This is a genomic window from Bacillus pseudomycoides DSM 12442, assembly GCF_000161455.1.
GTDB lineage: Bacteria > Bacillota > Bacilli > Bacillales > Bacillaceae_G > Bacillus_A > Bacillus_A pseudomycoides.
Map to the genome: position 1 here is coordinate 346,150 of NZ_CM000745.1, position 26,576 is coordinate 372,725.

The 26,576-nt window shown below is 35.4% G+C and carries 24 protein-coding genes and 1 pseudogene; 8 read left to right on the plus strand and 17 right to left on the minus strand.

What is annotated here, in order from left to right:
- Positions 1-60 precede the first annotated feature (60 nt).
- The 3 genes and pseudogenes from BPMYX0001_RS32190 to nagE all read right to left on the minus strand — a co-directional run.
- Positions 61-213 (minus strand): annotated as a pseudogene (locus BPMYX0001_RS32190) (sugar ABC transporter ATP-binding protein); the annotation flags it as partial.
- A gap of 43 nt (positions 214-256) precedes the next feature.
- Positions 257-1,468, minus strand: coding sequence for a serine hydrolase domain-containing protein (locus BPMYX0001_RS01790; RefSeq protein ID WP_006093330.1), 1,212 nt, complete (start codon positions 1,466-1,468; stop codon positions 257-259).
- A gap of 262 nt (positions 1,469-1,730) precedes the next feature.
- The gene (nagE, locus tag BPMYX0001_RS01795; RefSeq protein WP_006093332.1) at positions 1,731-3,230 is read right to left on the minus strand and encodes an N-acetylglucosamine-specific PTS transporter subunit IIBC; all 1,500 of its coding nucleotides are present in this window, start codon (positions 3,228-3,230) and stop codon (positions 1,731-1,733) included.
- A gap of 499 nt (positions 3,231-3,729) precedes the next feature.
- On the opposite strand from nagE, the gene glsA reads away from it, so the two are divergent.
- Positions 3,730-4,659, plus strand: a complete 930-nt coding sequence (glsA, locus tag BPMYX0001_RS01800; RefSeq protein ID WP_006093333.1) for a glutaminase A — start codon at positions 3,730-3,732, stop codon at positions 4,657-4,659.
- Between the two features lie 177 nt (positions 4,660-4,836).
- Positions 4,837-5,178 carry a DUF3969 family protein gene (locus BPMYX0001_RS01805; RefSeq protein ID WP_003194872.1) on the plus strand — a complete coding sequence of 114 codons (342 nt, stop codon included), beginning with the start codon at positions 4,837-4,839 and terminating at the stop codon, positions 5,176-5,178.
- 21 nt (positions 5,179-5,199) lie between these two features.
- On the opposite strand, the gene BPMYX0001_RS32900 is transcribed toward BPMYX0001_RS01805, so the two are convergent.
- Both BPMYX0001_RS32900 and ytaF read right to left on the minus strand, forming a co-directional pair.
- A complete protein-coding gene (locus BPMYX0001_RS32900) occupies positions 5,200-5,358 on the minus strand; it encodes a hypothetical protein (protein WP_000532411.1) in 159 nt (52 codons plus the stop codon).
- A 117-nt stretch (positions 5,359-5,475) separates the two neighbouring features.
- A complete protein-coding gene (ytaF, locus tag BPMYX0001_RS01810; protein WP_033798586.1) occupies positions 5,476-6,084 on the minus strand; it encodes a sporulation membrane protein YtaF in 609 nt (202 codons plus the stop codon).
- Between the two features lie 137 nt (positions 6,085-6,221).
- Here ytaF and BPMYX0001_RS01815 point away from each other — a divergent pair, with 137 nt between their 5' ends.
- Complete coding sequence (locus tag BPMYX0001_RS01815; protein WP_003194865.1) at positions 6,222-6,875, plus strand: DUF1232 domain-containing protein; 654 nt, start codon at positions 6,222-6,224, stop codon at positions 6,873-6,875.
- A gap of 376 nt (positions 6,876-7,251) precedes the next feature.
- Positions 7,252-7,455 carry a hypothetical protein gene (locus BPMYX0001_RS01820; protein WP_018767239.1) on the plus strand — a complete coding sequence of 68 codons (204 nt, stop codon included), beginning with the start codon at positions 7,252-7,254 and terminating at the stop codon, positions 7,453-7,455.
- 183 nt (positions 7,456-7,638) lie between these two features.
- Here the strand turns inward: BPMYX0001_RS01820 and BPMYX0001_RS01825 are convergent, their stop codons facing one another.
- Complete coding sequence (locus BPMYX0001_RS01825) at positions 7,639-9,060, minus strand: amino acid permease (protein WP_006093337.1); 1,422 nt, start codon at positions 9,058-9,060, stop codon at positions 7,639-7,641.
- Between the two features lie 231 nt (positions 9,061-9,291).
- Positions 9,292-9,546, minus strand: a complete 255-nt coding sequence (locus BPMYX0001_RS01830) for a biotin/lipoyl attachment domain-containing protein (RefSeq protein ID WP_006093339.1) — start codon at positions 9,544-9,546, stop codon at positions 9,292-9,294.
- A 281-nt stretch (positions 9,547-9,827) separates the two neighbouring features.
- On the opposite strand from BPMYX0001_RS01830, the gene BPMYX0001_RS01835 reads away from it, so the two are divergent.
- The gene (locus tag BPMYX0001_RS01835) at positions 9,828-11,243 is read left to right on the plus strand and encodes a sigma-54 interaction domain-containing protein (protein WP_006093340.1); all 1,416 of its coding nucleotides are present in this window, start codon (positions 9,828-9,830) and stop codon (positions 11,241-11,243) included.
- A gap of 64 nt (positions 11,244-11,307) precedes the next feature.
- Here the strand turns inward: BPMYX0001_RS01835 and truA are convergent, their stop codons facing one another.
- Positions 11,308-12,045, minus strand: a complete 738-nt coding sequence (truA, locus tag BPMYX0001_RS01840) for a tRNA pseudouridine(38-40) synthase TruA (RefSeq protein WP_006093342.1) — start codon at positions 12,043-12,045, stop codon at positions 11,308-11,310.
- 233 nt (positions 12,046-12,278) lie between these two features.
- Entirely contained in the window at positions 12,279-13,130 is an 852-nt protein-coding gene (locus tag BPMYX0001_RS01845; RefSeq protein WP_033798587.1) for a DnaD domain-containing protein, read from the minus strand.
- 408 nt (positions 13,131-13,538) lie between these two features.
- Here BPMYX0001_RS01845 and BPMYX0001_RS01850 point away from each other — a divergent pair, with 408 nt between their 5' ends.
- Positions 13,539-14,987 (plus strand): L,D-transpeptidase family protein, encoded by a 1,449-nt coding sequence (locus BPMYX0001_RS01850; protein ID WP_006093344.1) that lies wholly within the window; start codon positions 13,539-13,541, stop codon positions 14,985-14,987.
- Between the two features lie 234 nt (positions 14,988-15,221).
- Here the strand turns inward: BPMYX0001_RS01850 and BPMYX0001_RS01855 are convergent, their stop codons facing one another.
- The 6 genes from BPMYX0001_RS01855 to BPMYX0001_RS01880 all read right to left on the minus strand — a co-directional run bounded on the left by BPMYX0001_RS01855 (position 15,222) and on the right by BPMYX0001_RS01880 (position 22,323).
- Positions 15,222-16,700 carry a WD40/YVTN/BNR-like repeat-containing protein gene (locus tag BPMYX0001_RS01855; RefSeq protein ID WP_033794569.1) on the minus strand — a complete coding sequence of 493 codons (1,479 nt, stop codon included), beginning with the start codon at positions 16,698-16,700 and terminating at the stop codon, positions 15,222-15,224.
- A 442-nt stretch (positions 16,701-17,142) separates the two neighbouring features.
- Complete coding sequence (rlmD, locus tag BPMYX0001_RS01860; protein ID WP_006093348.1) at positions 17,143-18,528, minus strand: 23S rRNA (uracil(1939)-C(5))-methyltransferase RlmD; 1,386 nt, start codon at positions 18,526-18,528, stop codon at positions 17,143-17,145.
- Between the two features lie 10 nt (positions 18,529-18,538).
- A complete protein-coding gene (locus BPMYX0001_RS01865; protein ID WP_033798588.1) occupies positions 18,539-19,402 on the minus strand; it encodes a DNA-3-methyladenine glycosylase family protein in 864 nt (287 codons plus the stop codon).
- A gap of 59 nt (positions 19,403-19,461) precedes the next feature.
- Positions 19,462-20,244, minus strand: coding sequence for a delta-lactam-biosynthetic de-N-acetylase (pdaA, locus tag BPMYX0001_RS01870; protein ID WP_018782711.1), 783 nt, complete (start codon positions 20,242-20,244; stop codon positions 19,462-19,464).
- 127 nt (positions 20,245-20,371) lie between these two features.
- Positions 20,372-21,895, minus strand: coding sequence for a class I fumarate hydratase (gene fumA, locus BPMYX0001_RS01875; protein ID WP_018767229.1), 1,524 nt, complete (start codon positions 21,893-21,895; stop codon positions 20,372-20,374).
- A gap of 245 nt (positions 21,896-22,140) precedes the next feature.
- Positions 22,141-22,323 carry an SE1561 family protein gene (locus tag BPMYX0001_RS01880; protein ID WP_002174720.1) on the minus strand — a complete coding sequence of 61 codons (183 nt, stop codon included), beginning with the start codon at positions 22,321-22,323 and terminating at the stop codon, positions 22,141-22,143.
- 257 nt (positions 22,324-22,580) lie between these two features.
- Here BPMYX0001_RS01880 and yfkAB point away from each other — a divergent pair, with 257 nt between their 5' ends.
- Entirely contained in the window at positions 22,581-23,708 is a 1,128-nt protein-coding gene (gene yfkAB, locus BPMYX0001_RS01885; RefSeq protein ID WP_016112955.1) for a radical SAM/CxCxxxxC motif protein YfkAB, read from the plus strand.
- Positions 23,709-23,747: 39 nt separating this feature from the next.
- Here yfkAB and BPMYX0001_RS01890 read toward each other — a convergent pair whose 3' ends face one another.
- Together BPMYX0001_RS01890 and cax are read right to left on the minus strand one after the other, a co-directional pair.
- On the minus strand, positions 23,748-24,545 hold the full coding sequence (locus BPMYX0001_RS01890; protein WP_026008703.1) for a YfkD famly protein: 798 nt from the start codon (positions 24,543-24,545) through the stop codon (positions 23,748-23,750).
- A gap of 293 nt (positions 24,546-24,838) precedes the next feature.
- A complete protein-coding gene (cax, locus tag BPMYX0001_RS01895; RefSeq protein ID WP_029427592.1) occupies positions 24,839-25,894 on the minus strand; it encodes a calcium/proton exchanger in 1,056 nt (351 codons plus the stop codon).
- Positions 25,895-26,081: 187 nt separating this feature from the next.
- Between cax and BPMYX0001_RS01900 the strand changes: the two genes are divergently transcribed.
- Positions 26,082-26,498 carry a pyridoxamine 5'-phosphate oxidase family protein gene (locus tag BPMYX0001_RS01900; protein WP_003194829.1) on the plus strand — a complete coding sequence of 139 codons (417 nt, stop codon included), beginning with the start codon at positions 26,082-26,084 and terminating at the stop codon, positions 26,496-26,498.
- Positions 26,499-26,576 lie beyond the last annotated feature (78 nt).

Genomic DNA, 26,576 nt, shown 5'->3' on the forward strand with positions numbered 1-26,576 from the left:
AAGTTTAATTGTCAACTCTTATACTTTTCCAATAAAAGAGGCATCCTACTACGATGTCTTCTAATTTTTAAAGGTTATAATTGTTGTTACCGCATAGTATACCGCTTTTTCAAAATCCGCATGTTCAGATACCGATATCGAAACAAGTGACCCACCACTTGCTGAAAAATATTGAACTGCTTCTAGTGGAATGCCGTCTTCTTTTACATCAATTCTCAACTTACATGAAAAAAAGACTACCTCAAAAGATAGTCTCTTACACTTCAATATGCTGCAACATCGTATAAATATCATTATTAACCGTACCAAATGATTTAATGTTATTTTGAATATTAGATAATAAAATAACATACGCATTACCACTTCTACTAAATCCATTTAAACAATTCCATCCCGGCATTACACCGTGATTAGAGTAACTTCCCGGATTTACATACCATCCAAATCCATAATCTTTTTTAAATGCTGTAAACATTTGATTGTAGCTTTCTTTGGATATTAGCTTCCCAGAAAATAGCGCTTCGTTAAATAAGTATAAATCATTTGCACTCGTATATATGTCGCCATTTCCATATAATTGTGACATGCTCGGGATAGCAGGTACTGTCATATTATTATTTACAATCTTGTAACCAGTAGAAGGATACTTTGTTTTCTCTAATTCAGTACCAAAACCCGAATTTTTCATGCCTACAACATCAAAAATATGTTGTTTAATATATTCTTCTAATGGTTGTCCACTAACTTTCTCAACAATGTAACCAAGTATTGAATAATTGGAATCCGAATACTTCCATTTTTCACCTGGATTAAATAAACGTTTTTGTTGTCCAATTCGCTTCAACAATTCCTCATGAGAAATATCATCTGCTCCTGCCTCATATTCAGGAATTCCAGATGTATGTGTCAATAGATGAACTAATTTAACTTCGCTACCTCTTGGAAAACTAGGAATATATTTCGCTATTGTATCCTCTGTTTGAAGTTTATTTTGATCTTTTAACTGCATAATCGCTGTCGCTACGAATGCCTTTGAAATTGAGCCAATATAAAATGTTGTTTCTGAATTATTTAGTATTTTTTTCGCCTGATTTGCCAGCCCGTACCCTTTATTCAAAAGTACTTTTCCATTTTTCACAACAACTGCTGTTCCACTAAAATTTTTGCTCTTTAAATACTCATCTAATTGGGCATTCTCGTTAATTTCTTGTGGTGGTCCTTGGACAGGTTGTTCCACTTCCTTATTAGCTTGCTGTGGCACTTCCGGAGGTTGTTCTGCTTGTTTTTGTACCGTTTCTTTCTTTACTTCCTTAGTTGCTTTTAACGCATTCTCTTTCTTATTATGTGGAGTAATTTTTGTAAACGCAAAATATACAAGCGAAAACAATACAATGAGAATGACCGTTCTTTTTATGTATGTAACCGGTCGACGAGCTTTCACACTGACACTATCCTTTTCTTCATTCATGGTTCTTTTTTTCCCCTTATTTACCAATAATTTAATCCATTCATAAAAAAGATACCCTCTAATTTCTCCTAACTAATGGAAGTTTTGTTTTATACCATCCCTACTTTATCATGTGACGAACGTATTACCAACAAATATGCACAAAAAAAGAAAAAGAAAATTCCAAAAAGTAAGATTCCCGATAATATTTCTATAAAAAAAGAGGATGCCCTCAAAAAGATCAACTTTATCGACCTTTTTGAACATCCTCTTTTACAATTATTTATACATGTTTTTTCATATCATCAGCTACAGATTCAACGTTTGTACCTACGATAACCTGCACGCTTGTATTACTTAATTTCATAACACCTTTTGCACCTGCACGTTTTAATGCTGGCTCATTTACTAAGTTTGCATCTTTGACTTGTAGGCGTAAACGAGTCGCACAGTTATCAATAACGGTTAAGTTGTCTTTTCCGCCTAATGCTGCTACGTAAGTTTCACCGATAGATCCTGCAACTGGTACTTCATCTTCATCTTCTTCTACTAACTCCTCATCATCTTCACGACCTGGAGTTTTTAAGTTAAATTTCTTAATTAAGAAATAGAATACCGCAAAGTAAATTGCTGCATAAATCAAACCAATTCCCGCTAATAATAACGGTTTTGTTGCAATACCTAAGTTTAAGAAATAATCAATCGCACCGGCACTAAATGAGAAACCATCGTGAATACCAAGTTTTGTTGTTACAAATAACGAAATACCTGTTAATACAGCATGAATACCATATAATACTGGAGATAAGAACATGAATGAGAATTCAATTGGTTCTGTAATACCAGTTAAGAATGATGTTAAAGCAAGACCAGCTAACATTCCTGTAACCATTTTACGTTTTTCTGGTTTAGCAGCTGCAATCATTGCGAAACATGCTGCTGGTAAACCGAACATCATAATTGGGAAGAACCCAGTCATAAACATACCTGCTGATGGATCTTGCGCAAAGAAGCGTGCGATATCACCATGAACAATATCGCCTGCTGCATTTGTAAAATCACCAAGTACAAACCAGAAATATGTGTTCATTACATGGTGTAAACCAATTGGAATTAATAGACGATTTAATAAACCGAATAGACCAGCTCCGATTGCATCTAAGTTTACAATACCGTGTGCTACTGCATCAATACCGCTTTGAATTGTTGGCCAAATTTGACCGAATACTAATCCTAAAAGAAGCATGACAACAGAAGTAATAATTGGCACGAATCGTTTTCCTGCAAAGAATCCTAACCATTCTGGTAATTTAATCTTATGGAATTTGTTATATAATAAGCCAGCGACAACCCCTGCAATAATACCACCAAGTATAGCCATATTTATCTTCGGTGTTAAAGCCGATGCTTTTGAAACTTTTGTCATTGTATCTGCTAACTTACTTGGATCAACTGAACCGAGTAAGTCTTGAACACTTTTTAATTTATCATTTAATTCTGCTGTTGAATAACTAACACTTAAAGTATTAGTTGTATTCTTCATAACTAGATAACCAATCGCACCTGCAAGACCTGCGGCACCACTACCATCAACAGATAAACCGATTGCAACACCAATTGCAAAAATAAGTGCTAAGTTATCAAAAATTGCTGCACCGGCCTGTGCCATAACAGGAATATCAAATACGTCTGGTTGACCTAAACGAAGCAATAATCCTGCTGCTGGTAACACTGCGATTGGAAGCATTAACGCTTTACCAATACGTTGTAGAAACTGCAACATTGTAATTCCCCCTATTCAATTTATGAAATCGTTATCATTATAATTGCACCTTAGAAAACGCTTTCTATTACATAATCATAATAACATATAGTTGTATAGATGTGTAGCTTTTATTTATGAACTTTTTATGGATATATTCCCCATTTTCAAACTGTTATATAAAAGGGGGATTTTCCTTTTATTACCGACTAAAATGAAAGATAAGGCAACTATACAGCCATTTTGATTTTCCAACATATAAGCCACGGCTATGAAGAACAAAAGGTGACCTGCCCTCGTTTTCTCTCTTTGTTTTACTTGGCATGGGGCAGGAAGAAGATCTGACCACTTCTATGCATGGCCAGATCCTCTCTCCCAACTAAAAAAGGGTTTATATTGTTTTCAATTTTTATTCAAATAGAAGTTTCATTTTATCATTCCACTTTTTCATGTTATTATTTATTTCCAAGTTTATAGGGAACAGTAAACTTAGTGAAACAGGAACAGGAGCGTTGGTATTATGCAGTGCATCGAGATAAATAACTTGCAACAGCTGTTAGAACAAGTAAAGCCATATACAAAAAAAGGTAAACTTGCTACTTATATCCCCGAACTAGGAAATGCAAATCCAGACGATTTAGGGATCGCTATCTACCATAAAGAGACAGAATATATCCATGCTGGTAACTCACAAACACTCTTCACCCTTCAAAGCATTTCAAAAGTAATTACACTTGCTCTTGCTCTTCTAGATCGCGGTGAAGAATATGTATTCTCTAAAGTTGGAATGGAGCCCACTGGTGACCCATTCAATTCTATTATTAAGCTAGAAACAACTAGCCCTTCTAAACCTCTTAATCCAATGATTAACGCTGGTGCGCTAGCTATTACAAGTATGCTTACAGGAGATAGTAACGAAGAGAAGATGGAACGAATTCTCCGCTTCGTACGTGATATTACAGACAATCCTACAATTAACTACTCTTCAAAAGTAGCCATCTCTGAACTAGAAACTGCTTACTTAAATCGTTCTCTTTGCTACTATATGAAGCAAAATGGCATCATTGATGGCAATATCGAGGAATTAATGGATTTATACACACGTCAATGTGCTATTGAAGTAAACTGTATTGATTTAGCACGTATTGGTTTAATCTTCGCAATGGATGGCTACGATCCATATAAGAAAAAACAAATTATTCCAAGACATATCACAAAAATTTGCAAAACATTTATGGTAACATGTGGCATGTACAACGAATCTGGTGAATTTGCAATCCGCGTTGGTATTCCCGCAAAAAGTGGGGTAGCCGGTGGTATTTTTGGCTGCGTAAAAGGCGAAATGGGAATCGGTATTTTTGGACCAGCTCTAGATGCAAATGGAAATAGTATCGCTGGATTTAAAATATTAGAGTTACTCTCCGCTCAGGAAGGTTGGAGTATTTTTTAAAAAGGTTTCTTAATGACAGTTTTCCTCATTACCTATAATTCAATTTCAAATTCCAACAAATAAAAAAGTTATCCTGCCCCCACTTAAATAGGATAACTTTTTTTATTATGCATATTTGTTCCCCCCTCCCGAATAATATAGTACAACCTAACGCTATACGGTGGAGGTGTAAAAGAAATGAAACTTATTTTTCAAATGGAGGAACAGCCTGTCCTAGAAAAAACCATCCTTCTTTTTATACTCAGTATTGTAGAAAGCCTAAAATTAAAAGTTGTTTCCCCCGATGAGGCTTATCGATACATATTCAATTTAGAAGTATTGGAATTATTAATGGATCGAAATATTGATGATCAAGTACTAGAGCTTATTCATTTTGGAATGGGGCTTGAAGACATTCATCATGTCCTTCCCGAAGAACTTGAACCAAGTATTGAGGAATTAAAATGGCGTTGCATTCAAGTTCTAGGTGAATATGGCATGTATGAAGAATCACAGCAATTAATTGAGGACATCCGCTAAAAAAGCACCTATATAGGTGCTTTAATGTTTTTTTAAACTATTTTTGTACGTTTCAATATTAACTGGTAATTCTTCCTCTTCTAACGTATGCTCATTTACATCCTTATGAATGAATGCTCCTTTAGGCGGCTGATGATCATGACCTTTTTTCTTATGATCAAATGCTTTACCACGTCCCATACTCATCCCCCTTTCTTTAAAAGAAATCAATGTTAGTATGAAGAAAAACACGTCGATATATGCAGTACTTTGTTGTATTTCCAAGGAAATATTCGAATATTGTTTTCCAATCTGCTCTCACATCAATTGATCGATTCCGATAAGAATTAGTAAAATGCCCGCAATAATTGTTGCCCATTTTCCTAAGTATTCCGCTAAAAATCTCTTCCCTATATAGGAAAAACCGCTAATACAAATGAAACTAAATGTACCTGAGATAATTGCAGTCCACCAAAGATTCAAGTTGGTTACTCCCGCATCAAATCCCCCTGCAAGATTATTAATTGATAATGCAACACCTAATACCAATGCTTCAGAAAAACTGATTGTTTTAGATCTATCAAAATCAGCATTCTCAGGATTACGTAATATTCCCATCACGCTTCCATCTTTCTCTGATACCTCCCCTTGCTTACTAAGTAAGGGTTGACATAAAACAAATACCCCAATTATCCCGAGTACAAGTGCACCAATTAAATTTGCGATAAAATCTGAAATAAACAATGAAATCCAACTTCCAAAAAAGCCAGCCAATAGAGCAAACAAGAAACCAAAAAAGGCGATGATAAAATTATTAAATCCAGAAATTCGAATCTTGCGAATCCCATACGCAATACCTACACCTGCATTATCTAAATTAGAAGCAATTCCAATCAAAAAAATTGAAAATAAACTGGCTGTACTCATCAACATTCACTCCTTCTGTTCACTTTTCATTGCATATTATGCAAATGTTGAGCAACTGTGCCTGTCAGCTTCATATACTTGTAATAAAAAGCTCCACATTTTTTCAACACCTTAGAAAAAAAAGGAGTGCCAAAACTATGTCTACTCAAAATCCAAATGATAAACTTGGTACCTTATTAAAAAAATTATTAAAAGAACGTGCCTTATCTATGCGCCAATTAGGAACACTTACAAACATTGATCCTTCCACAATTTCAAGAATTATAAATGGTAAACAACAAGCAAAACAAAAACACCTGCAAAAATTTGCAGAATGTCTGCAAATTCCACCGCAAGTGTTATATGATGCAATCTATACAGATTCCCCTCATACAAAAAAAGAAAAAACAGATATGTACACATCACTTGATGCAATTCAACAAACATTACAATCCTCCAACTTATTTGATTATGAGTACACAACAACTCGTGTGAAACAGGAACTTGAAAATTATGAAAGATATGCACAAACAACAGAAGGTCAGAGACGCATTCATGAGAGTTTCTCAACAAAACTAGAGCAAATTGATAGTACAGGTCCTTTCATTGAGCAATTAACAGATATGTATCATCAATTTTGCAAAGAGTCCACTCCTCTCAATGAGCGTGCTATCATTGGAAGTGCCCTACTGTACTTTGTTTTATCAACAGACATTATTCCAGATTATATATTTCCAATTGGCTATTTGGATGATGCAATTGCAGTTGAGTTAGCAAAAGAGAAATTGGCTGATATAAAGAAGAAAACTTAGAGGCTGCTCAAGAAAAATGGAACTATTTCGGAATTCTAATTTGACTAGCTTCTGAAATAGTTCCATCCTAAAAAATCGTACAAACATCAAAGTTTGTACGATTACACGACAGGTACTTTTCATATTACATGATGTATCTTATCCTTTTATTAGGAAAACCTTAATTTTTTCTTATTTTTGTGTATGACACCATTCATAGATAAAAGCGGTAATCACTTTCGTAAACTCAATCAACTGCTGAACTTCAACTTCTTCATTTTATCCATAACTTAAGATGAAACTTTTCTTACTCTTTCACAAATCAGAATTTCACCACACGAATTGGGAAATTTTATGTTATAATTTAATTATAAATTTATAAAAAGGGGCTAAGTTGATGATAAAAGATAAACGACTGAAACGCTTATATTATCTGTACCTTTTCCCTGCAATCCTATGCATGATGTTTTTTCTCAACAGCGACATGAATAGCCTTCCTTATGCACAGCTACTCGGGACAGTTAGCGGTTGTATCGCAGCGATTATGCTTGCTGCTTTTTGGACTGTTAAACTACAAATCAAAAAAGATCAATCCTCTTAGTCTACATGTATTTTATAAAAAACGAGCTATCTGGTAGATTAGCTCGTTTTTTTGATTTTCATTTCAATACTAATGATATCCTGTCATTCTCTACATATAACATAAAGCTGTGATTATGTACCTACGGTTGATTTTTTTATAACACTATTACTCATCTACATAAAAATCAAACCTAAAATTCCATCATAAACTTTTTACTTCTACTGTGTCCTTCTTTTCAATGTGTTCCATTGATTTTTTCTTATTTTTTGTAACACGGTAAAACAGTAAACAAACAATCATAAATGGAACACCACAATACAATGCCATACGTTGATCTGGAATAAAAGCCATGCCCACAATTACAGTCATATTTAATCCGAAACAAAGAAGCGGCACAAACGGATACAACGGCGTTTTAAATTTCAAATCCTTAATATCCCCGCCTTGCTTTACGTACATTCTTCTACTAAGAAAATTTGATAAACCAATCGATGCCCAGACTAGTATTCCACCGAATCCTGCAATAGAAAGAAGCCATAAATAAACTGTATCCTCTGCATATATACCAGATAATAAAGAAAGACAACCAAAAATTGTACTTGTAAGTAATGCATAAATAGGAACACCGTTTTTAGATAACTTCCCAAAAATTGGACTAATCATCCCTTGCTTCGACATAGACCAAAGCATACGAGAAGTTGCATATAAGCCCGAATTTGCTACCGATAACACCGCTGTAATAATAACAAAGTTCATAATATCTGCGGCATACGGAATCCCAATTTTATCAAATACAACTACGAATGGACTTTCTACTAATCCCGCTTTTTCCCATGGGAATAACCCAGCGAGTATGAACATAGAAAGTATAAAGAAAATGAATATACGCCAAGCTGTATTTCTAATTGCTTTCGGAATGGTTTTCTCCGGGTTTTCACTCTCACCGGCCGTAATCCCAACAATCTCGGTCCCCTGAAAGGAGAAATTAACGGCAATCATGGTAATTAGAATCGCTTTCAGTCCATTCGGGAACAGTCCCCCGTGATCAGTAAAGTTTGAAAGCATCGGTGCTGCGTCATTTCCTTTCATATGTAAAAATCCAAACATCGCTGCCCCGCCTAAAATAATAAATGCAATAATTGTAATTACTTTAATGCCGGCAATCCAAAACTCAACCTCTGCAAAACTCCGTGAGGATAATGCATTAATCGAAAAAAGAAGGACTGCAAACACGACGCACCATATCCAAGATGGTACATGCGGAAACCAGCGCTTCATTAAAATACTTACTGCAATCAACTCAATCCCTATCGTAGCAGCCCAGTTTAACCATGACATCCAACCAACTACATAACCTACCGCAGGCGAAATATACTTTGTAGCATACATTTGATAAGATCCTGCATTCGGCATAGCAACAGCTAACTCTCCAAGACAAAGCATCGTTAAATACATAACAAAGCTCCCAACAAGATACGCTACAATCGCACCGCCTGGCCCTGCTTCATGAATTGTATAACCTGATCCTAAGAAAAGACCTGTGCCAATAACCCCTCCAAGTGCAATCATAAATATGTGTCGACTTTTTAGCTCTCGCTTTAACTCCTGATTTTGCTTTTCCATATGAGCCCCCCTAGCAGAAATGTAAACGCTTTAAAAAATAATATAAAAAAATAAAGTGCATACTCATGATTACGATAGAATTGTAACAAGAGGGAGATTTTTCAAAAGAAAATCTCCCAATCCAAGGAAATACCTATCATACGATAAATAGTTGCTACTAAAATTTTTTATAATTTTCCACAATTGTTTAAAAGATCCTTAGAAAACGGTACATCATCCAGAAGGACTATATTAATCACTTCCTGTAATCAATAAATCATCCCTGACTGTTATTAATAATGTTTTCTCCGTGATAACTTGTCCTTCTTCTACTTCTAGCAATTCCACATAACCGCTGATTCCCACTTTAACTTCTACTTTCCGTTCATCCATCGTTTCAATTAAAGCTAATTTCTCCCACTCATATACGTAGGAACTTTCATTAATAAATAATTTTGCAACTCTGCCATAGCAAGGGCTGTACACGTTTTCTATTACTGTTTTCATCTTTTAAACCCCTCTTTCTTATTAAGTGCGCATGTAACTCTTTTCCCCCACCTCCAAATTTATAAGATTCAACTACTATTCATGCAAGATATATACCAACCTAATTTCTTACTTAGGATTAAGAGATAGTACTGAAAAAATCTGAATTCCACGCAATATCTTTCTTCTCTTTTAAAGATTTTTCACCTTAAACATGCAAATTTTTTTTGCATACTCGCAAAAATTTTATTAAAATTAAGAAAAATCAGTCTTCATAGGGTATAACAAGGAGAAGATGAAACATGTATACAGAAGAAATCAATTTCAAAAAATTAGTTAAAATGAATATGCTATATGAAACTTTACTGAATGAAATTGATATTGGCATTCATATGATTAACGAAGAAGGTAAGACGATCATTTATAACCGCAAAATGATGGCGATTGAATCGATGGATCATAAAGATGTACTATATAAAAATCTTTTAGAAGTATTTGCTTTTGAAGAAAACCAGAATAGTACTCTTATAGAGGCATTAACACTTGGAAAAGCAAAGAAAAATATAAAACAGACTTATTTTAATAATAGGGGGCAAGAGATTACAACGATTAATGACACCTTCCCTATAGTGAAGAATGGAAAAATCAAGGGCGCTGTTGAAATCGTAAAAGAATTTCCTCCATTAAGGCAAACGAGTAAAGGGCGCGCGATTCGAGGGCATCATACGAAATTTACCTTCAATCATATAATAGGTAATTCAGGCGCGATTCAATCGGTTATTACAGAAGCAAAAAAAGTAACGCGTACCTCTTCCTCTATACTGATTGTGGGAGAAACAGGAACTGGAAAAGAACTATTTGCACAAAGTATTCATAATAAAAGTCAACGTGCTGGAAAACCTTTTATCTCACAAAATTGTGCTGCCATTCCTGAAACTTTAATGGAAAGCTTATTATTCGGTACGAATAAAGGAGCGTTTACAGGCGCAATCGATAAACCAGGCTTATTTGAAGAAGCACATGGTGGAACTTTATTGTTAGATGAAATTAACTCGCTAAGCCCTGCACTTCAGGCTAAATTATTGCGGGCAATACAAGATAAAACAATACGAAGAATCGGCGGATCACAAGAAAAAGAAGTCGACGTTCGAATCATAGCTACCATTAATGAAGATCCGATTGAAGCTATCACGCATAATCGCCTGCGAAAAGATTTATATTACAGACTAAGCGTCGTTACTTTATTTCTCCCACCTTTAAGACAGCGGAAAGAAGACATCTTACCGCTTCTTCATAGCTTTATTGAAAAATATAATATGCAGTTTGGTTTACGAGTACAAGGTGTGGATGACAGCGTAATAAATTTCTTCTATAAACACGATTGGCCCGGCAATATACGCGAATTAGAGCACATAATTGAAGGGGCTATGAACTTAATTGAAGATGAGGACGTTATTACAACATCCCATATCCCAGCTCGTTTTTATGAGCTAACAAAAAACGAATCCCCTATTCAACCTCCTCTAGCTAGATGGGAAACAGATAAATTAGATCATACATCGAAAACTTTAAAGAACACAATAAAAGAAATGGAAAGAGAATATATTATTCAAATGCTTAAAGAACATAATGGAAATATCTCGCAAGCCGCAAAATACTTAGGATTAAGTAGACAAAACTTGCAATATCGATTAAAAAAGTATGGGCTAAATACGTAATCATAGAATGTTCTATAAGCATAAAAAATAAAGGCCGTTCCGAAAGGACGGTCTTTATTTTTCCCTAAAAATCAACCTTCTCCAAATACAATCCACTCGCATCCGCAAGACAATTAATTTGATTTCGTTGTTTCGCTTCTAAAATTTGTGGGATCACTTCAGCATCTAACTGACCTAATCCAACTTCTACTAATGCTCCAACGATTTTTCTCACCATATTGTGAAGAAATCCATTTCCGTTCACTCTAATTTGGATGAAACCTTCACTTTCCACGACATCGAGCATATATATTTCACGAACCATAGATTTCTTTTTAGATTTAGCATTAGAAAAAGCAGTAAAATCATGTGAACCAATTAAATATTGCGCTGCTTTTTGCATGTTTTCAATATTTAACTTTTTCCCAACATGCATGCTGTATTTACGCATAAATGGATTTGTATGTTCCTCATTCCAAATTTTATATAAATACGTTTTCGCTTTTGAGTTGTAGCGAGCGTGGAAGCGTTCTGAGATTAACTCTACATCAGTAATACTAATATCGTTTGGTAAGTATTGATTTAAATACTTTTTAACTTTAAGTTCTGGTAAATTCTCATCAATCTTAAAATTAGCTACTTGGTGAAGAGCATGTACACCAGCATCTGTTCTGCTGCAGCCAATAATTTCGATTTCTCTTCCGGTCATTTCTGATAATACACTTTCGATTTTCCCTTGAATCGTATTATCATTATTTCCAAGACGTTGCCAACCTTTATAGCGGCCTCCGTCATATTGAATTGTTAATTTGTAGTTGTTCATTGTTTTCTGCTATTAAAAACATAGACATTTTCCTATTCATGTTTTTATTAACAGACTCACCGCCTTTCTTTTTCCGTTACATAAAACAAAAATTTTAAGCATTCTATGATGTTTTTCGTAATCTTCTTTTCATAGTAACACAAGACAGCTGATTAGGCGTCTACTTCTGCCAATGTATTATGCGCATAGACCACACATATTAAATCAATAATGTATAATCTCCCTTTTCTAGTTCACGGGCGCCACCCATGTTCCTGCAAGAACTTCTGTAGCTCTTCTTCAGACGGTACGTTTTTCTCCCATTCTTCACAATCATTTAGAAATTTCTCAGTATCATGGGCAACAGACGGTTCCTTCTTCCGAAACCTCACTGCTGCTTCCTCTACTTCACTAAGCCTCGTATATCCTTTTTCATGCCAGTCCCGTAAAATGCCCTTCACATAAGCAAGCGTCCGCTTGTTATTTTCATAGGCAATCTGGAGTGCTTTCAATACAAGTTCATCTGACAGATCATCCATCCACGCATTCAGTTCCTCCATCGTATGCGGTGACAAGCTGTCAAAGTTTTGTTCATAAAACGTGAATACATTACCTCCCGAATCAATTTCCCCATCTGTTTCACAGCTTTCGGCATCATCTTGAGGAACAGCTTGAGACTCTTCAACCGGCATGCCAAAATGCTCCAATAACAGCGGAATGCTCAGCCCTTCCTCCAAACATTTTTGAAGAAACATATGTAAAAACTTTTTGCTTTTCACAGTCTTTAGCTCACGCAAAACACATTTCTCGATGTTCGTGTTCGTAACTAGGTTATAGCGCACCCAGTTCTGGATGTATAGCTCCTTCGTTTCTGCATCATATAATATTTTTCCATAGTCAATGAACCGCTGCAGTAGCTTCTCAGCAGTCTCCCGGTTATAACCTGTTTCCATCTCCGCCAAACGCTTCGGTAACGGATAAATGCCGCATTGCGTCGTTTTAGAGCATGTCAGCAAGTATATGTAAAAGTATCGTTCCTCCGGCGTTAAGTCCAATACAAAATCATCCTGCCAAAAATTCACCTGTACATTCCGGTATACTGCCATATTGATTCCTCCCATCTTTTGCGGCACATAGGAAATTGCCGTTTCCTTAATAGATATAAGGACGAATGAGGAAATTTGGCAATTTGATTTTTAAAAAATGACTAATACGGTTTTATTTCTTTTAGGATGATTCTTGTAGTAGTAGTTTTTTTTTGTTTTTGTAATGATTTATTACTTGTAAGGGGCTTGGGATGGGCTTGCAAGGGCATTGTAAGGGACTATTCATTGTGAATCAAAAGAATTTAGCTATCCTTTTGATATCTCACTCTATTAAAAAAATACAAATTCAACCAATTCAATGCGATAAAATCTAGTCAAAAATAATGAAATTTTAAGAATAATAAGGTACACTAGTCAATGGTTTTAGTTTAAAATCGGTTGACGTTGATGTATACGGAGGAATAGTTTATGAACAACAACACAATAAATGAATCAGTTGAAGAAGTTGATAGAAAACGAGTAAACTCAAGCAAGCGTTTTAAAAATTGGAAGTTTATCACAGCAGGTGGCGTCGTTACAATTGCACTTCTAATTGGGGGAATGAGTTATTATCAGGCAACTCGTTTCAATTCACAGGTTACGATTAATGACACAAAAGTCGGCGGTCTGACTGCTGATCAGGCACTAAAGAAATTAAAAACATCTGGATTAGAAAACAAAGTCTATGTCGGCCAACAACAAATTTTAGATGAAAAAGATACGCAAACGGAACTTACGGAAGAAGATTTGCCTAAAGTTAAGAAACTATTAAAAGGCCAGTGGACATTTTTCCCTTCCTCAAAGGAAAAGGATTATTCGTTGCTACCAGAAAAGGCGGATCAGTATCGAAGCGAAACGATGAAAAAACTTGTAGAAGAAAAACTCATATCTATGAATAAAAGTTTAAAAGCGCCTCAAGATGCTATGGCGAAGCTCGAACAGGGCAAAGTTGTTATCTCAAAAAGCATTGACGGAAAACAGTATGATGTTGCTAGTCTATTAAAGGATTACGACAAGCAGAAATATAAAAGTGAAATCCATCTGAATCCTGTATACATACAGCCTATTAAGGAAAACGATTCGATTGTCAAAAAAGAAGAACAAGCGCTACAGGATCTTCTTCAACAAACCATTGATTATAAGGTACAAAATGAAGTTTACTCTTTAAAAGCTAAAGATTTAATTCAAAATGCCTCTATGTCAAAGGATATGAAAGTTACAATCGACGCGAGCGACATTAAGAACAAGATTGCTGAAATTAATAATTCTAAATCAACATTAAATAAAGACTTCGCATTTAAAACCCATTCTGGTTCGGTCATATCAGTAAAAGGACAAGGCTATGGCTGGGCAATACATATTGAAAAAGAAGCAAAACGAATCCAAGAAGCCTTCGAAAAAGGGGAAAAATCGCTTTCCGCTTCTAATATTTACGGAAATGGCTGGAATAATGAAGGCATCGGTTATGAAACAACAGCGAATAATGGCATTGGAGACACGTATGCGGAAGTGTCTATTGCAGAACAGCAAATTTGGATTTACAAAAATGGAAAATTGGAAGTCACAACGAATGTAGTAACTGGTAAACATAGCACGAGTGAAGATACATCACCAGGTGTGTGGTATGTACTCTATAAACGATCACCGTACACACTCAAAGGTAGCGCAGTAGGTAAACCCGATTATTCCGTTAATGTAGATTACTGGGCTCCGTTCACAAATGGCGGACAAGGATTCCACGATGCCGGCTGGCGGACAAACTGGGCCAATAATGCCTATTTAACGGGAGGATCGGGCGGATGTGTTAACCTTCCTCCTAGTGTTGCGAAAACTGTGTATGATAATCTCAGCACTTATGAACCGGTTGTCGTGTACTAGCGAATAGCAGTATCTCAAGTATTTTCTTTATAAAAACAAAGAAGCAGGAAATCCTAAGTGATTTTCTGCTTCTTTGTTTTTATTATTTATGCTCCGCATTTCTCCTGTGCAGGGTGGAAAACAGTTGTATACTTATATTCAACTGCCATAAAGACCCATTTGCTTATGGTATTGTTCACTGTTGCACCTGCAACGGAGGCCATTTTATTTATTCACCTTTAGTACTAACTCTAACTATTTTTCAACTTCCTTTATATATTCCCATGTTTCTCCTTTATCTTTTGATTGATAAAGTGCGCTACTATCACCATTATAATCTCCATCTGCTCCTTGTCCAACTAACATATTAAAAACTCCATCTTTCTCATAAGGCATACCAGGAGAATCAAAAGGACTTATTATAGACTGTGTATGATCTAATTTCACTTCATGAGGTGTATAATTTATCTTTTTAAAAGATACGCCCCCATCATCTGTACGATATAGCTCTCCGTTAGTACCAGAAGGACGGATTGCTCCTAAAAATCCAAGTTTATCATTTATGAAAGTTATTCCTGATACACTACCAATTCCTCCGATGAATGGGTCTGTATTTATAACCTCCCATGTTTTACCTCCATCAATAGTCTTGCTTAGTGAATAAAAAGCACTACCTAATGCTTTTTCTGTCATATTTAGTTTATAACCAACTTCTTTTGATAGGAAAAACTGTTCCTTGCTATTAGTTAAATCTTGTTGCTTCTCTTTAGAACTCTTTTGATTTGGTTTAGTATTTAGTTTACTCCAATTCGGGTCACCTATTAAGTTATATCTAGCAGGTACTAACTCTTTCTCTTTTCCAGGGACAAATATAGATACAGTATATCCAATGATTTCAGAAGTTGCTTCTTCAAGTTTATGCTCCTTACCATCCTCATTAATATTAATAATTCCCTCCGTATTGTACCCCCAATTCCTTTTCCCGTAATAAATCAATCCATACTTACCTTCATTCCACTTACTAACTGTTCGCTTAACTGGAATAGCCTTAACCGTTTTAATTAAAGGTTCTACTAGCTTATCATCATCATAATCAGGATTTGCATATCCATTTCGTATTATAGTAATGTCTTGTGACTTTTTTTTATTATAAGTTATTAAGTAAGTTTCCTCTTTTCCATCAGCATTTTTCCCATAAACAAATGTATCAAACGCTGTGATTGTTCCATCTGAATGAAATGTAAGATCAAAATCAGTTGCCATATATAATTTCTTTGGCAAAGTATATTTTTTATTTATGTCTTCAAAAATACCTTCTACCCCATATTCATATATATTATTATGTTTAAATTTAACTGACCTTTCATGTTTTAACCTTTCTATAAACCATGCAAGCTTGCCTCCATAATTTGTTGCACTTTTATAAATCTGTACTCCATAAAATGATGTGATTACCACAATAATGATAATAGAAATATATTTCCATGCAGTTAAATTAGTTAATTTTTTAGATTCATATTCTCTATCTTTTATCATTTTCATTGTAGTAAATGTAATTATAGATATAAAAAATACTATACATAATAATAAAATATAAATATTATAATTCATTCTTCCATACGTACAGAATGAAGCTAACTCATAACAAAAAATCCAGTATCCAATTATTAATATTGGATTTGTTAATAATGATATAAGTATCCTTTTTGCATTTTGCTTAAGTATAAAAATCACTCCTAATTAAATTGATTATATTTATCTATATTGAGTATACTTTGTTTTACCAAATATTTGTATAATCCTTTAATCATCATATTATTTACTTACATACGAATTAAAGTTAAAGTAATCGGAATTTATATAGGAATTACAAACAAATAAAAAAGCACTCCATCATGCAAAGATCAGTGCTAATTTCTATTAACATTATTCCAATAGACGTAAACCAAAAATTCACTGTACTCATATCGCAGATGCATTCGCTCAAATAAGTGTTCTAAGGCTGTTTAGTGATGACAAACAAAGCATTACATCAGGTTTTCATCTAAAATAAACAATTCATTTTTTAATTCAAATCACTATCCGTTACTTATGATACGATTCAGCGTAATTCATCCTGAATAAAAATTAGGCCTTATCGATTTTTCGATAAGACCTATCTCTCACTGCTACACCTTTAATTTTCTTTTCTAACAAGCCTTACCACATTTTCCACATGCGCCGTATGTGGGAACATATCAACCGGTTGTACATATTCCACTTCATAACTCTTCATTAATGCTTTCACATCACGCGCTAATGATGAAGGGTTGCAAGAAACATAAACAACTTGCTTTGGTTGTACTTTTAAAATTGTTTCAAGTAACTTATCGTCACAACCTGTACGCGGTGGATCAACCACGATTACATCTGGACGCCAGCCTTCTTTCACCCATTTTGGTAGCCATTGTTCTGCCTTTCCAGCTTCGTACTTTGTATTTGTAAATCCGTGACGTTTCGCATTTTTCTTTGCATCTTCAATCGCTTCTGGAATGACATCCATACCGCGCACTTCTGCTGCATCATTTGCTAGCCAAAGCCCAATTGTACCAACGCCACAATATGCATCAACGATTTTTTCTTTTCCTGTTAACCCAGCAGCTTTTTTCGCTTCGTTGTAAAGGACAACAGTTTGTTCTGGATTCAACTGGAAGAATGCACGTGCTGATAATTCAAATGATAAATCACCGAGTGTTTCTTGAATGACTTCTTTTCCAGCTAAGTTGAATGTTTTGTCACCGAAAATAACAGATGTTTTACGCCAGTTCACATTTTGCATAATCGATTTGACTGTTGGCATTTGTTTTTGTACTTCTGCGATAAATTGCTCTTTATTTGGTAATTCTTCTTTTGTTGTAATTAATGTGACTTGTACTTCCCCTGTTTGAACTGCAGCACGTGTCACAATTGTACGCACTAGACCTTTTTGTTTTTTCTCGTTGTAAATAGAAATGTTCAATTTTTCTAATATACGTCGTACAACTTTTGTCGCTTCGTTTGTTGCTTTATGCTGAATCATGCAGTGAGAAATATCAATTAATTGATGTGAGTTCTGTTTATATAATCCTGTAATTACTTTTTCATCTTTACGCCCTACTTGTAATTGACTTTTATTACGATAATGCCATGGGTTTCCCATACCAAGTGTTGGACGAATGTCAGCTTCCATGCTTCCGTTCATATACTTTTCAAAGGCTTGTACCACAATATCTCGCTTTTGATTCAACTGTTCTTTATAATCTAAATGCTGCAATTGACAACCACCGCATTCATCATATACTGGGCATGGTGGTTTTACGCGATGCGGTGATGCTTTACGAATTTTTTTCACTTTCGCTTCAGCAAAGCCACGCTGAATTTTCGTTGTTTCCGCAACAACTTCTTCTCCTGGTAATGCCCCTGGAATGAAAACAACTTGTCTCTTAAAATAACCAACGCCTTCTCCGTTAATCCCTAGACGCTTAATTGTCACAGGAAACGTTTGACCAACTTCCAACTTACTCTCATGTTGCTTTTGTACCATTATTACACCTCTACTCTATACTTTTCCATAAATACAACGCTGCATAACTGCAGTATGGTTCACACTCTTGTTTCATTTTTTCTAAAAATGCATCATCTGGTTTATCCTCTAATTGAAATATACCTTGAAGTGCACGCTGAATCCCAATATCTGCTTTTGGGAACATATTTTTCCGTCCGAGCCCAAACAGTAAAAAGTTTTGCACCGTCCATGCACCAATACCTCGCACTGGTAACAATTGTGCTGCTACTACTTCTTCTGTTTGTTTTTCTAGCTCCACTAAATTTAACTTACCTTCCACAATATGTTTTGCTAGTCCTACCATATATTCAGCTTTTCGTTGACTAAATTTCTGATTTCTGAGCTCTTCTATTGAAATATTCGCTACCCTTTCTGGTGTTGGGAAAAAGAAAACGCCATTCTTCTCTGTTCCATATCGCTTTACAAATTGTTCTGTAAGAGAAGTAGCAAATTTCAAATGAACTTGTTGATGAATAATACAACGAAGAAGACAAGCAAAATAATCAAACTCTAAAACAAGTGGTGTATAGGCATATGTTTCAAAAAGTGGACGTAATGATGTGTTTCTAAAATGGGTTTGTATATCTTGAAAAGATTCATTCCATTGAAAAATGGAATAGATGCGTTTCATAACCTTCTCTTGTTCACCTGTCTGACTTGAAACCCAAAATTGTGGGTTTTGAAGCGTACCAATTCCTTGTACGCGGACAACAATTTGTTCTTCATCCATAAGAAGTGGGACATAAACTATTTTCTCTTCTAATTGAACAACATTGAGTGGATCAAAAGACAAACGCCTGAGTACCTCTTCAAAATGGTACGAATCCTTTAACGTAACATGTTCGCTCCACATACGTTTCCCCATCCTTTTTACACATCATTATAGCATGAGAAAACCGTAAGCATACATGCTTACGGCTGATTGCTTTTTACTAAATCATCCAGGCTTTTAAAATGATACCCTTTCTCGCGCAAATCATCAATGATTTTCGCAAGCGCTTCTGCATTATCTTTTGATATAGCATGAAGTAATATAATGGATCCTGGATGAATCATATTCATTACATTATTATGAGCATATTGCCATCCTCTTTGCTGATCTACTTTCCAATCTAAAAATGCAAGCGACCAAAATACGTTATAATATCCCATTTCTTTCGCAAGAGCTAGCGTACGCTCACTAAAAATCCCACGCGGAGGACGTACATATTTCACTTCTTTTTGTCCGGTTACTTTTTTAATTTCATCCGTTACACTTTGTAATTCTTCACGAAGTTTCTCATCATTTACAGTTGTAAAATCAGGATGGCTTCGAGAGTGGTTTCCAATAATGTGACCTTCATTTTTCATTCTTAATAATAACTCTTTTTGCGTCTTTATATAATGACCCGTTACAAAAAATGTTGCTGGCACTTTCTTTTCTTTTAGTACATCCAAAATTTTTCCAGTATATCCATTTTCATATCCATTATCAAATGTTAAATATATATCTTTTTTCTTCGGGTCTCCTAAATAAAAACCACCATTACCCCGGAGTAGGTCAGTAAATTTTTCCCCTGCATCTGGCGGGATCTCATTTTTTGCTCGCGGAATCCCCCAGTGATTTGGTGCGTTCGTATACGCGAAAGCAGAAACTGGAACAAGTGTCATTATAATTGAAAAAATGAGACCTATATATAACCATCTATGCTTCATAAATAGTCTCCTTTCCATATATCATCGTACCTGTAGTTTCTGTTTTCAATATTCCTTTCATTCTAAACAAGTTTTTCTATATGTACCAAAAAATGCACCTCGAATGATTCGAGATGCATTTTTCCACTTACTTAAATACCGGTTCTTTAAAGCTTGCTAATTTTTCAAATGATGTTTTATCTACATCTGCGTGTAGGCTATTACCATGAGAGTCCATTGTTACAACAGCTTTAAAGCCATCAATACGTAGGTGCCACATTGCTTCTGGAATACCAAATTGTAAGAAGTCGACATCTTTCACTTCTTTAATACATTCTGCATAATACTGCGCAGCACCACCGATTGCATTTAAATATACACCACCATGTTCTGCTAGTGCCGCTAATGTTTTTTCTCCCATGCCGCCTTTACCGATGACAGCACGAATACCAAACTTCTTCATAATGTCGCCTTGATATGGCTCTTCACGAATACTTGTCGTTGGACCTGCCGCTTTAATTTTCCAATTGTCATTTTCATCTTTCACTACAACTGGACCACAGTGATAAATGATTTGTCCATTTAAATCTACCGGGCAATCGTTATCCATTAAATGCTTATGAATTGCATCACGACCTGTGTACATCATCCCGTTAATGGTAACGACATCTCCAACGCGAAGTTCACGAATTTGCTCCTCTGTAATTGGTGCCTGCAGTACAATTTCACGCTGCTCACTTTTTGCGTGCTCCACTTCTTGTTGAAGTGTATTTTCACCTTCTTGATATAACCAATCGATAATCTCACCTGTTTCAGGATGAATTGTTACACCAAGGCGACGATACGCCCAACAATTATATGCAACAGACACATAGAAACTAGCTGGCAGACGATTGTATACTCCAATTTTACAACCAAGTAAGGTTGTTTCTCCACCAAATCCCATCGTACCAATGCCAAGCTTGTTCGCATTCTCTAATACGTATTCTTCAAGCTTCTGTAATTCAGGAATTGGATTCACATCATCTAATGTGCGAAATAGTTGGTTTTTTGCCAACTCATAACCTGACGTACGGTCTCCCCCGATACCAACACCGATTACTCCTGCACTACACCCTTGTCCTTGTGCTTGATATACCGCATGAAGAAGGCATTTGCGAATCCCTTCTAAATCACGACCTGCTCGTCCAAGTCCTTCTAATTCACAAGGTAAGCTATACTGAATATTTTTATTTTCACAGCCGCCTCCTTTTAAAATTAAACGAGCATCAATATAATCTTTCTCCCACTGCTCAAACTTAATCACAGGTGTACCTGGTCCTAAGTTATTACCGCTATTATCTCCGAAAAGAGAATCAACAGAATTCGGACGAAGTTTCCCGTCCTGTGTCGCCCGCTCAAGCGCACTGTAAATTGCTTCTTTCATTTGTAATTGATTTACGCCAACTGGTGTATAAATTTTGAAGGTTGGCATCCCTGTATCTTGGCAAATTGGAGAGATGTTTTCATCTGCCATTTTAATATTATTTGTAATGGTGCCAAGCGCCATTGCAGAACGAGTCCCTGCATTTTCTCGTTCTTTTGCTCGTTGAATTGCACGACGAACATCTTTCGGTAAATTCGTTGATGTTTCAACAATCAGTTGATACATACTTTCTTGAAGCTTTTCCATTGTTACTTCCCCCTCAATTGTGAACGCTACCAAAACGCTACGAGATGAAATTTTCACCCTTAAGTCTCTAGAGTCTTTGTTTTTATTTTATGACTCTTAAGATCAAACGAAATTTTTCACAACTTGATTATACCCTTTTTTCCATATTCCTTCTATTTAATCGGGCAGGAAATCTATATATTTTCTAATAAAACAGCGCATTTACAGAAAACGGCTACCAATATATAATTGGTAGCCGTTTTATATTATTCGTCTTTTTTAAATTGCTCACATTTCAGTTCTAATTCATCTAACATCGCAAGAAGACGATCTACATCTTCTAATTCTACCTCTTCTGGTTCAATTGTATCAATTACTTCGATGAACATATTTAAACGTTCTTTTAAATATACTAATTGTGAATCTTTATCTTGAATTGCTTTTCCCACAAAGGCACTCTCCTTTTTATTCGAGTTACTCTTATTATACCGCAAAAATGATTATCACGAACATGAATTTTCATCATTTTTGCCACAATACTTGATTACATACAAGCAGACATTTAAATTACTTCCTCCATCACTTGAAGTGAAATCAACAGATGAAGAATTTTTGTTACAAAAAGTTTCACTTTATAAAACGTCCATATTCTTCTATTATAGAGGATGGACAAATTGTTATTTCAACAGTCAAAGGAGTATTTCAGATGAGTATATCACAAACAATGAAGCCGATTACTCCTTCTTACGATCCATGGGAAGCGTATATGGACCTTGAAGAGTACGGCAAACTACTATTAACAAACGTTGAATTTACAACGACAACGTTATGCAATATGCGCTGTGAGCATTGTGCTGTTGGTTATACATTACAGCCAAAAGATCCAAATCCGCTTCCAATGGAACTTTTATTAAAACGATTAGATGAGATTCCTCATTTACGTTCTTTAAGTATTACGGGCGGAGAACCAATGCTCTCAAAAAAATCCGTCGACAACTATGTAACACCACTCTTAAAATATGCCCATGAACGAGGCGTTCGCACTCAAATCAACTCAAACTTAACTATAGATTTAGCCCGTTATGAACAAATTATTCCTTATTTAGATGTGTTGCATATTTCACATAACTGGGGAACAATTGATGATTTCGTTGAAGGTGGATTTGCAATGATGGAGCGCAAACCTACTTATGAACAACGTGCTAAACTATTTGAACGAATGATTACAAATAGTAAAGCTTTATCAGATGCAGGTGTTCTCGTGTCAGCAGAAACAATGTTAAATAAACGTACCCTACCACATATTGAACACATTCATCGTCAAATCGTCGAAGAAATGGGCTGTAAGCGCCATGAAGTACACCCTATGTACCCAAGTGATTTTGCTAGCAACCTTGAAATTTTAACAAAAGATGAAATTCGAAGTGCAATCGAGCATTTATTAGATATTCGTGATGAAAATATATGGATGTTATTTGGCACACTACCTTTCTACGCATGTAGTAATGATGAACGTGACTTAGCTACATTAAGAAAATTACATTTAAGCAAAAACGTGACGGTTCGTAACGATCCAGATGGGCGTTCTCGCTTAAATGTAAATATTTTTGATGGCAACATTATCGTAACAGACTTTGGTGATATTCCACTGCTTGGTAACATTCAAACAAACACATTACAAGAAGCCTACGACAGATGGTGTAGTTCGAAAACAGCGAAATCATTAAGTTGTCACTGCCCTGCTGTAAAATGCCTTGGGCCAAATATTCTTGTGAAAAACAGCTATTATCCAACCGAGGATTTCTTAACAAAAGAAACAAATATTACACTGTAGCAAAAAAAACGTCAGCATATTTAGCTGACGTTTTTTTTGCTATTGTGGATAAGGCGAAGAAATAAATTTAAAGGATACATAATCTTGTATAGGAATAGATGCCCCAATTCCTTGTGAAGTAATATTTTTAATGACAAGCCTCTTCTGATTTCCTTTTAAAACAAGATATACTTCTCCAAATGTAACTTTTCCTTTTTCATTTACCGCTGGTGTATATGCATATAAATACCCAAGTTGTTTTGGACTGATATTATATACACGCTCATTTCCAGTACCATAACCAATTGTTGTTTTAAAAGAAAGAGGAAGCTGCACCTTCTCCATCGCCTTTAAAAGAATCATCTTTTTCACATCATCTGTATCTTTAATATAGGCTGTTAAACCACCTTCTACCGTTTTTTGCGATTCTTGTTTGTACCGAAGCGGATATAACCGCTCCACACCACGGTTATCATATACATTACGATTTACTTGCTTATATTCCCAATTTATCGCTGTATCTGTTGATTCATAATTTAACGGCCATTGACCTAAATAAATTTTCGCCCTATATCCAACTGCAAGAGGTGCATTTGAAATCGAAGTTTCATTAAACAACCGAATTAAATCTGGGTTTTCGATTCGAATGGTCGATGTTTTCAGTAATTCTTTCGCTAGTTCACTTGGCTGCAAACGCGGTAAATCTTGCGCTTCATTTGGATACGTATTGTCCTTTGAAATATTCAAAACAGATGAAGGCATCTTTACGTTTATTGTTGTCTTTGCAGAGCTACTATAAGGAAATAATAAAATAAACGAGACCATAGTTGAAAGACATATGCTGTACACTCGTTTCACCTACTTTACCCCTTCCTAATTTAAGAGTGTATAAATCATTTAAATAGCTATTAAATACAAATTGAAAAACCGACATAAAACCTTTCTTTTTAGGTGGGATAGAGCATCTGGTCATGCATAAAAGCGGTCAGATCCTCTTCCTGCCCCCATGCCAAGTGAAAACAAAGAGAGAAAACAAGTGCATGTCACCTTTTGTTCTTCGTAGCAGCGACTTATATGCCTGCAAATCAAAATGGATTTATATATTAACTATCTCTATTATTTTCTCTCCGTAATATTGTTATCCCAATTTTTTATAACAAGTAAAAGCCAATTCCCATAATGAAATAAGCGGCTAATAATGTTCCTCCTTCAAACCAGTTCGTATCTCCATCATTTGAAATTGCAATTGTTAAAAAGACCGCTGTAATCATGGACACAAGTTCCGGCATTGTAAATACAAGGGGCATTTTTACCGTAAAAAACATCGAAAGTATGATGAGAACAGGGGCAACGAACATGGCAACCTGCAAGGTTGAACCGACTGCAATTTCAACTGCAATATTCACTTTATTTTTATAAGCCATAATAATTGCAGAGGCATGCTCCGCGGCGTTACCAACAATCGCAACAATGATAACCCCGATAAATAATTCCGACCATCCAAATGATTTTGCTACCGTTTCAAATGTATGAACAAGCGCCTCGGATACATAAGCAACAGCCGCTGTTGCAATCGCTAAAATAAGTAATGCTTTCCCTTTTGACCATTCAGGCTCTTCCTCATGTTCTACTTCATCGCTTTTATGCTGATACACACCACGATGCGTAACCAGTTTAAAGAATAGTGCGGCTAAATACATGACAATCATGATGATTGAAACCCCAATACTTAATTGATATGTTTTGTCTATACTCATCTTCATTGAAAAAACTTCTGGAATAACAAATGCTACAACAACTGCAAATATTAGTAAGGCCGAATTATGCCTTGCATCATAAACATTAAAACTTTGTCTTTTATACTTGAGCCCTCCTACAAAAAAAGAAAGACCTCCAACTAACAATAAATTGCCAAGAACGGAACCAGTTAGTGAAGCAAGTACGACTTCAGTTAGCCCTGCTTGTAATGCAAAAACTGAAATGATAAGTTCAACCGCATTCCCGAAGGTTGCATTTAATAGCCCACCAATTCTTGGTCCAGAGACAATAGCTAAACTTTCTGTCGCTCTTCCCATAAAAGCAGCGAGAGCAATAATTGTAATGCAATACACAGCAAACATAATTGTTTGTGGCCAATGCAACGTATTTCCAAGAATAGAAAGCGGTACACCAGCAAGTGCAAGTATTAAGAAAATTTTATTAAACATATTTTCCATCCTTTCATCGTATGTATTTCCCCCACTATTATCATTATTCTTCTCCTAACTTGTCCCATTTCATCACAAATACGTTTAAAAAATACGATTGAAGAAAAAAGTATGAAAGAGTGTAAAAAATTTTAAGCAACAAGTTTCCGCAGAATGAAATTACGGATAACAGAAAGGGGCTCAAAAAATGAATTTAAAAGAAAAAATTGCAACTATTATTGAAGGACAAAGAACAGGTGTATTAGCTACCGTGCGTGAAAATAAGCCACATAGCTGTTTTATGATGTTTTTTCATGAAGACTTTGTATTATATGTCGCAACAGATCGTAATTCCAAAAAGGTAGTAGATATCGAACAAAATTCAAATGTACACGTGCTACTCGGAAGAGAAGGGAAGAAATGGGATGAAGATTATATCGAAGTAGAAGGCACCGCTTCAATTGAAGAAGAGCAAACATTAAAAAATAAATTTTGGAACAACAACTTAAAACGCTGGTTACTCGGCCCTGAAGATCCTAACTATGTACTTATAAAGATCAATCCAAATACAATTTACTACATCGATAGTGCTGGTACGACTCAACCAGAGTTTTTACGACTGTAATTCAAAAACAAGCCCTTTAAAAGGGCTTGTTTTGTCGAAAAGTTCTTATCAAAAAAAAGATAAAAAAGATGGAACTTT

Bases quoted from the DNA above. Each gene is read 5' to 3' on its own strand.
- BPMYX0001_RS01790 (WP_006093330.1), bottom strand. From the start codon at position 1,468: ATGAATGAAGAAAAGGATAGTGTCAGTGTGAAAGCTCGTCGACCGGTT.
- nagE (WP_006093332.1), bottom strand. From the start codon at position 3,230: ATGTTGCAGTTTCTACAACGTATTGGTAAAGCGTTAATGCTTCCAATC.
- glsA (WP_006093333.1), top strand. From the start codon at position 3,730: ATGCAGTGCATCGAGATAAATAACTTGCAACAGCTGTTAGAACAAGTA.
- BPMYX0001_RS01805 (WP_003194872.1), top strand. From the start codon at position 4,837: ATGAAACTTATTTTTCAAATGGAGGAACAGCCTGTCCTAGAAAAAACC.
- BPMYX0001_RS32900 (WP_000532411.1), bottom strand. From the start codon at position 5,358: ATGGGACGTGGTAAAGCATTTGATCATAAGAAAAAAGGTCATGATCAT.
- ytaF (WP_033798586.1), bottom strand. From the start codon at position 6,084: ATGAGTACAGCCAGTTTATTTTCAATTTTTTTGATTGGAATTGCTTCT.
- BPMYX0001_RS01815 (WP_003194865.1), top strand. From the start codon at position 6,222: ATGTCTACTCAAAATCCAAATGATAAACTTGGTACCTTATTAAAAAAA.
- BPMYX0001_RS01820 (WP_018767239.1), top strand. From the start codon at position 7,252: ATGATAAAAGATAAACGACTGAAACGCTTATATTATCTGTACCTTTTC.
- BPMYX0001_RS01825 (WP_006093337.1), bottom strand. From the start codon at position 9,060: ATGGAAAAGCAAAATCAGGAGTTAAAGCGAGAGCTAAAAAGTCGACAC.
- BPMYX0001_RS01830 (WP_006093339.1), bottom strand. From the start codon at position 9,546: ATGAAAACAGTAATAGAAAACGTGTACAGCCCTTGCTATGGCAGAGTT.
- BPMYX0001_RS01835 (WP_006093340.1), top strand. From the start codon at position 9,828: ATGTATACAGAAGAAATCAATTTCAAAAAATTAGTTAAAATGAATATG.
- truA (WP_006093342.1), bottom strand. From the start codon at position 12,045: ATGAACAACTACAAATTAACAATTCAATATGACGGAGGCCGCTATAAA.
- BPMYX0001_RS01845 (WP_033798587.1), bottom strand. From the start codon at position 13,130: ATGGCAGTATACCGGAATGTACAGGTGAATTTTTGGCAGGATGATTTT.
- BPMYX0001_RS01850 (WP_006093344.1), top strand. From the start codon at position 13,539: ATGAACAACAACACAATAAATGAATCAGTTGAAGAAGTTGATAGAAAA.
- rlmD (WP_006093348.1), bottom strand. From the start codon at position 18,528: ATGGTACAAAAGCAACATGAGAGTAAGTTGGAAGTTGGTCAAACGTTT.
- BPMYX0001_RS01865 (WP_033798588.1), bottom strand. From the start codon at position 19,402: ATGTGGAGCGAACATGTTACGTTAAAGGATTCGTACCATTTTGAAGAG.
- pdaA (WP_018782711.1), bottom strand. From the start codon at position 20,244: ATGAAGCATAGATGGTTATATATAGGTCTCATTTTTTCAATTATAATG.
- fumA (WP_018767229.1), bottom strand. From the start codon at position 21,895: ATGGAAAAGCTTCAAGAAAGTATGTATCAACTGATTGTTGAAACATCA.
- yfkAB (WP_016112955.1), top strand. From the start codon at position 22,581: ATGAGTATATCACAAACAATGAAGCCGATTACTCCTTCTTACGATCCA.
- cax (WP_029427592.1), bottom strand. From the start codon at position 25,894: ATGTTTAATAAAATTTTCTTAATACTTGCACTTGCTGGTGTACCGCTT.
- BPMYX0001_RS01900 (WP_003194829.1), top strand. From the start codon at position 26,082: ATGAATTTAAAAGAAAAAATTGCAACTATTATTGAAGGACAAAGAACA.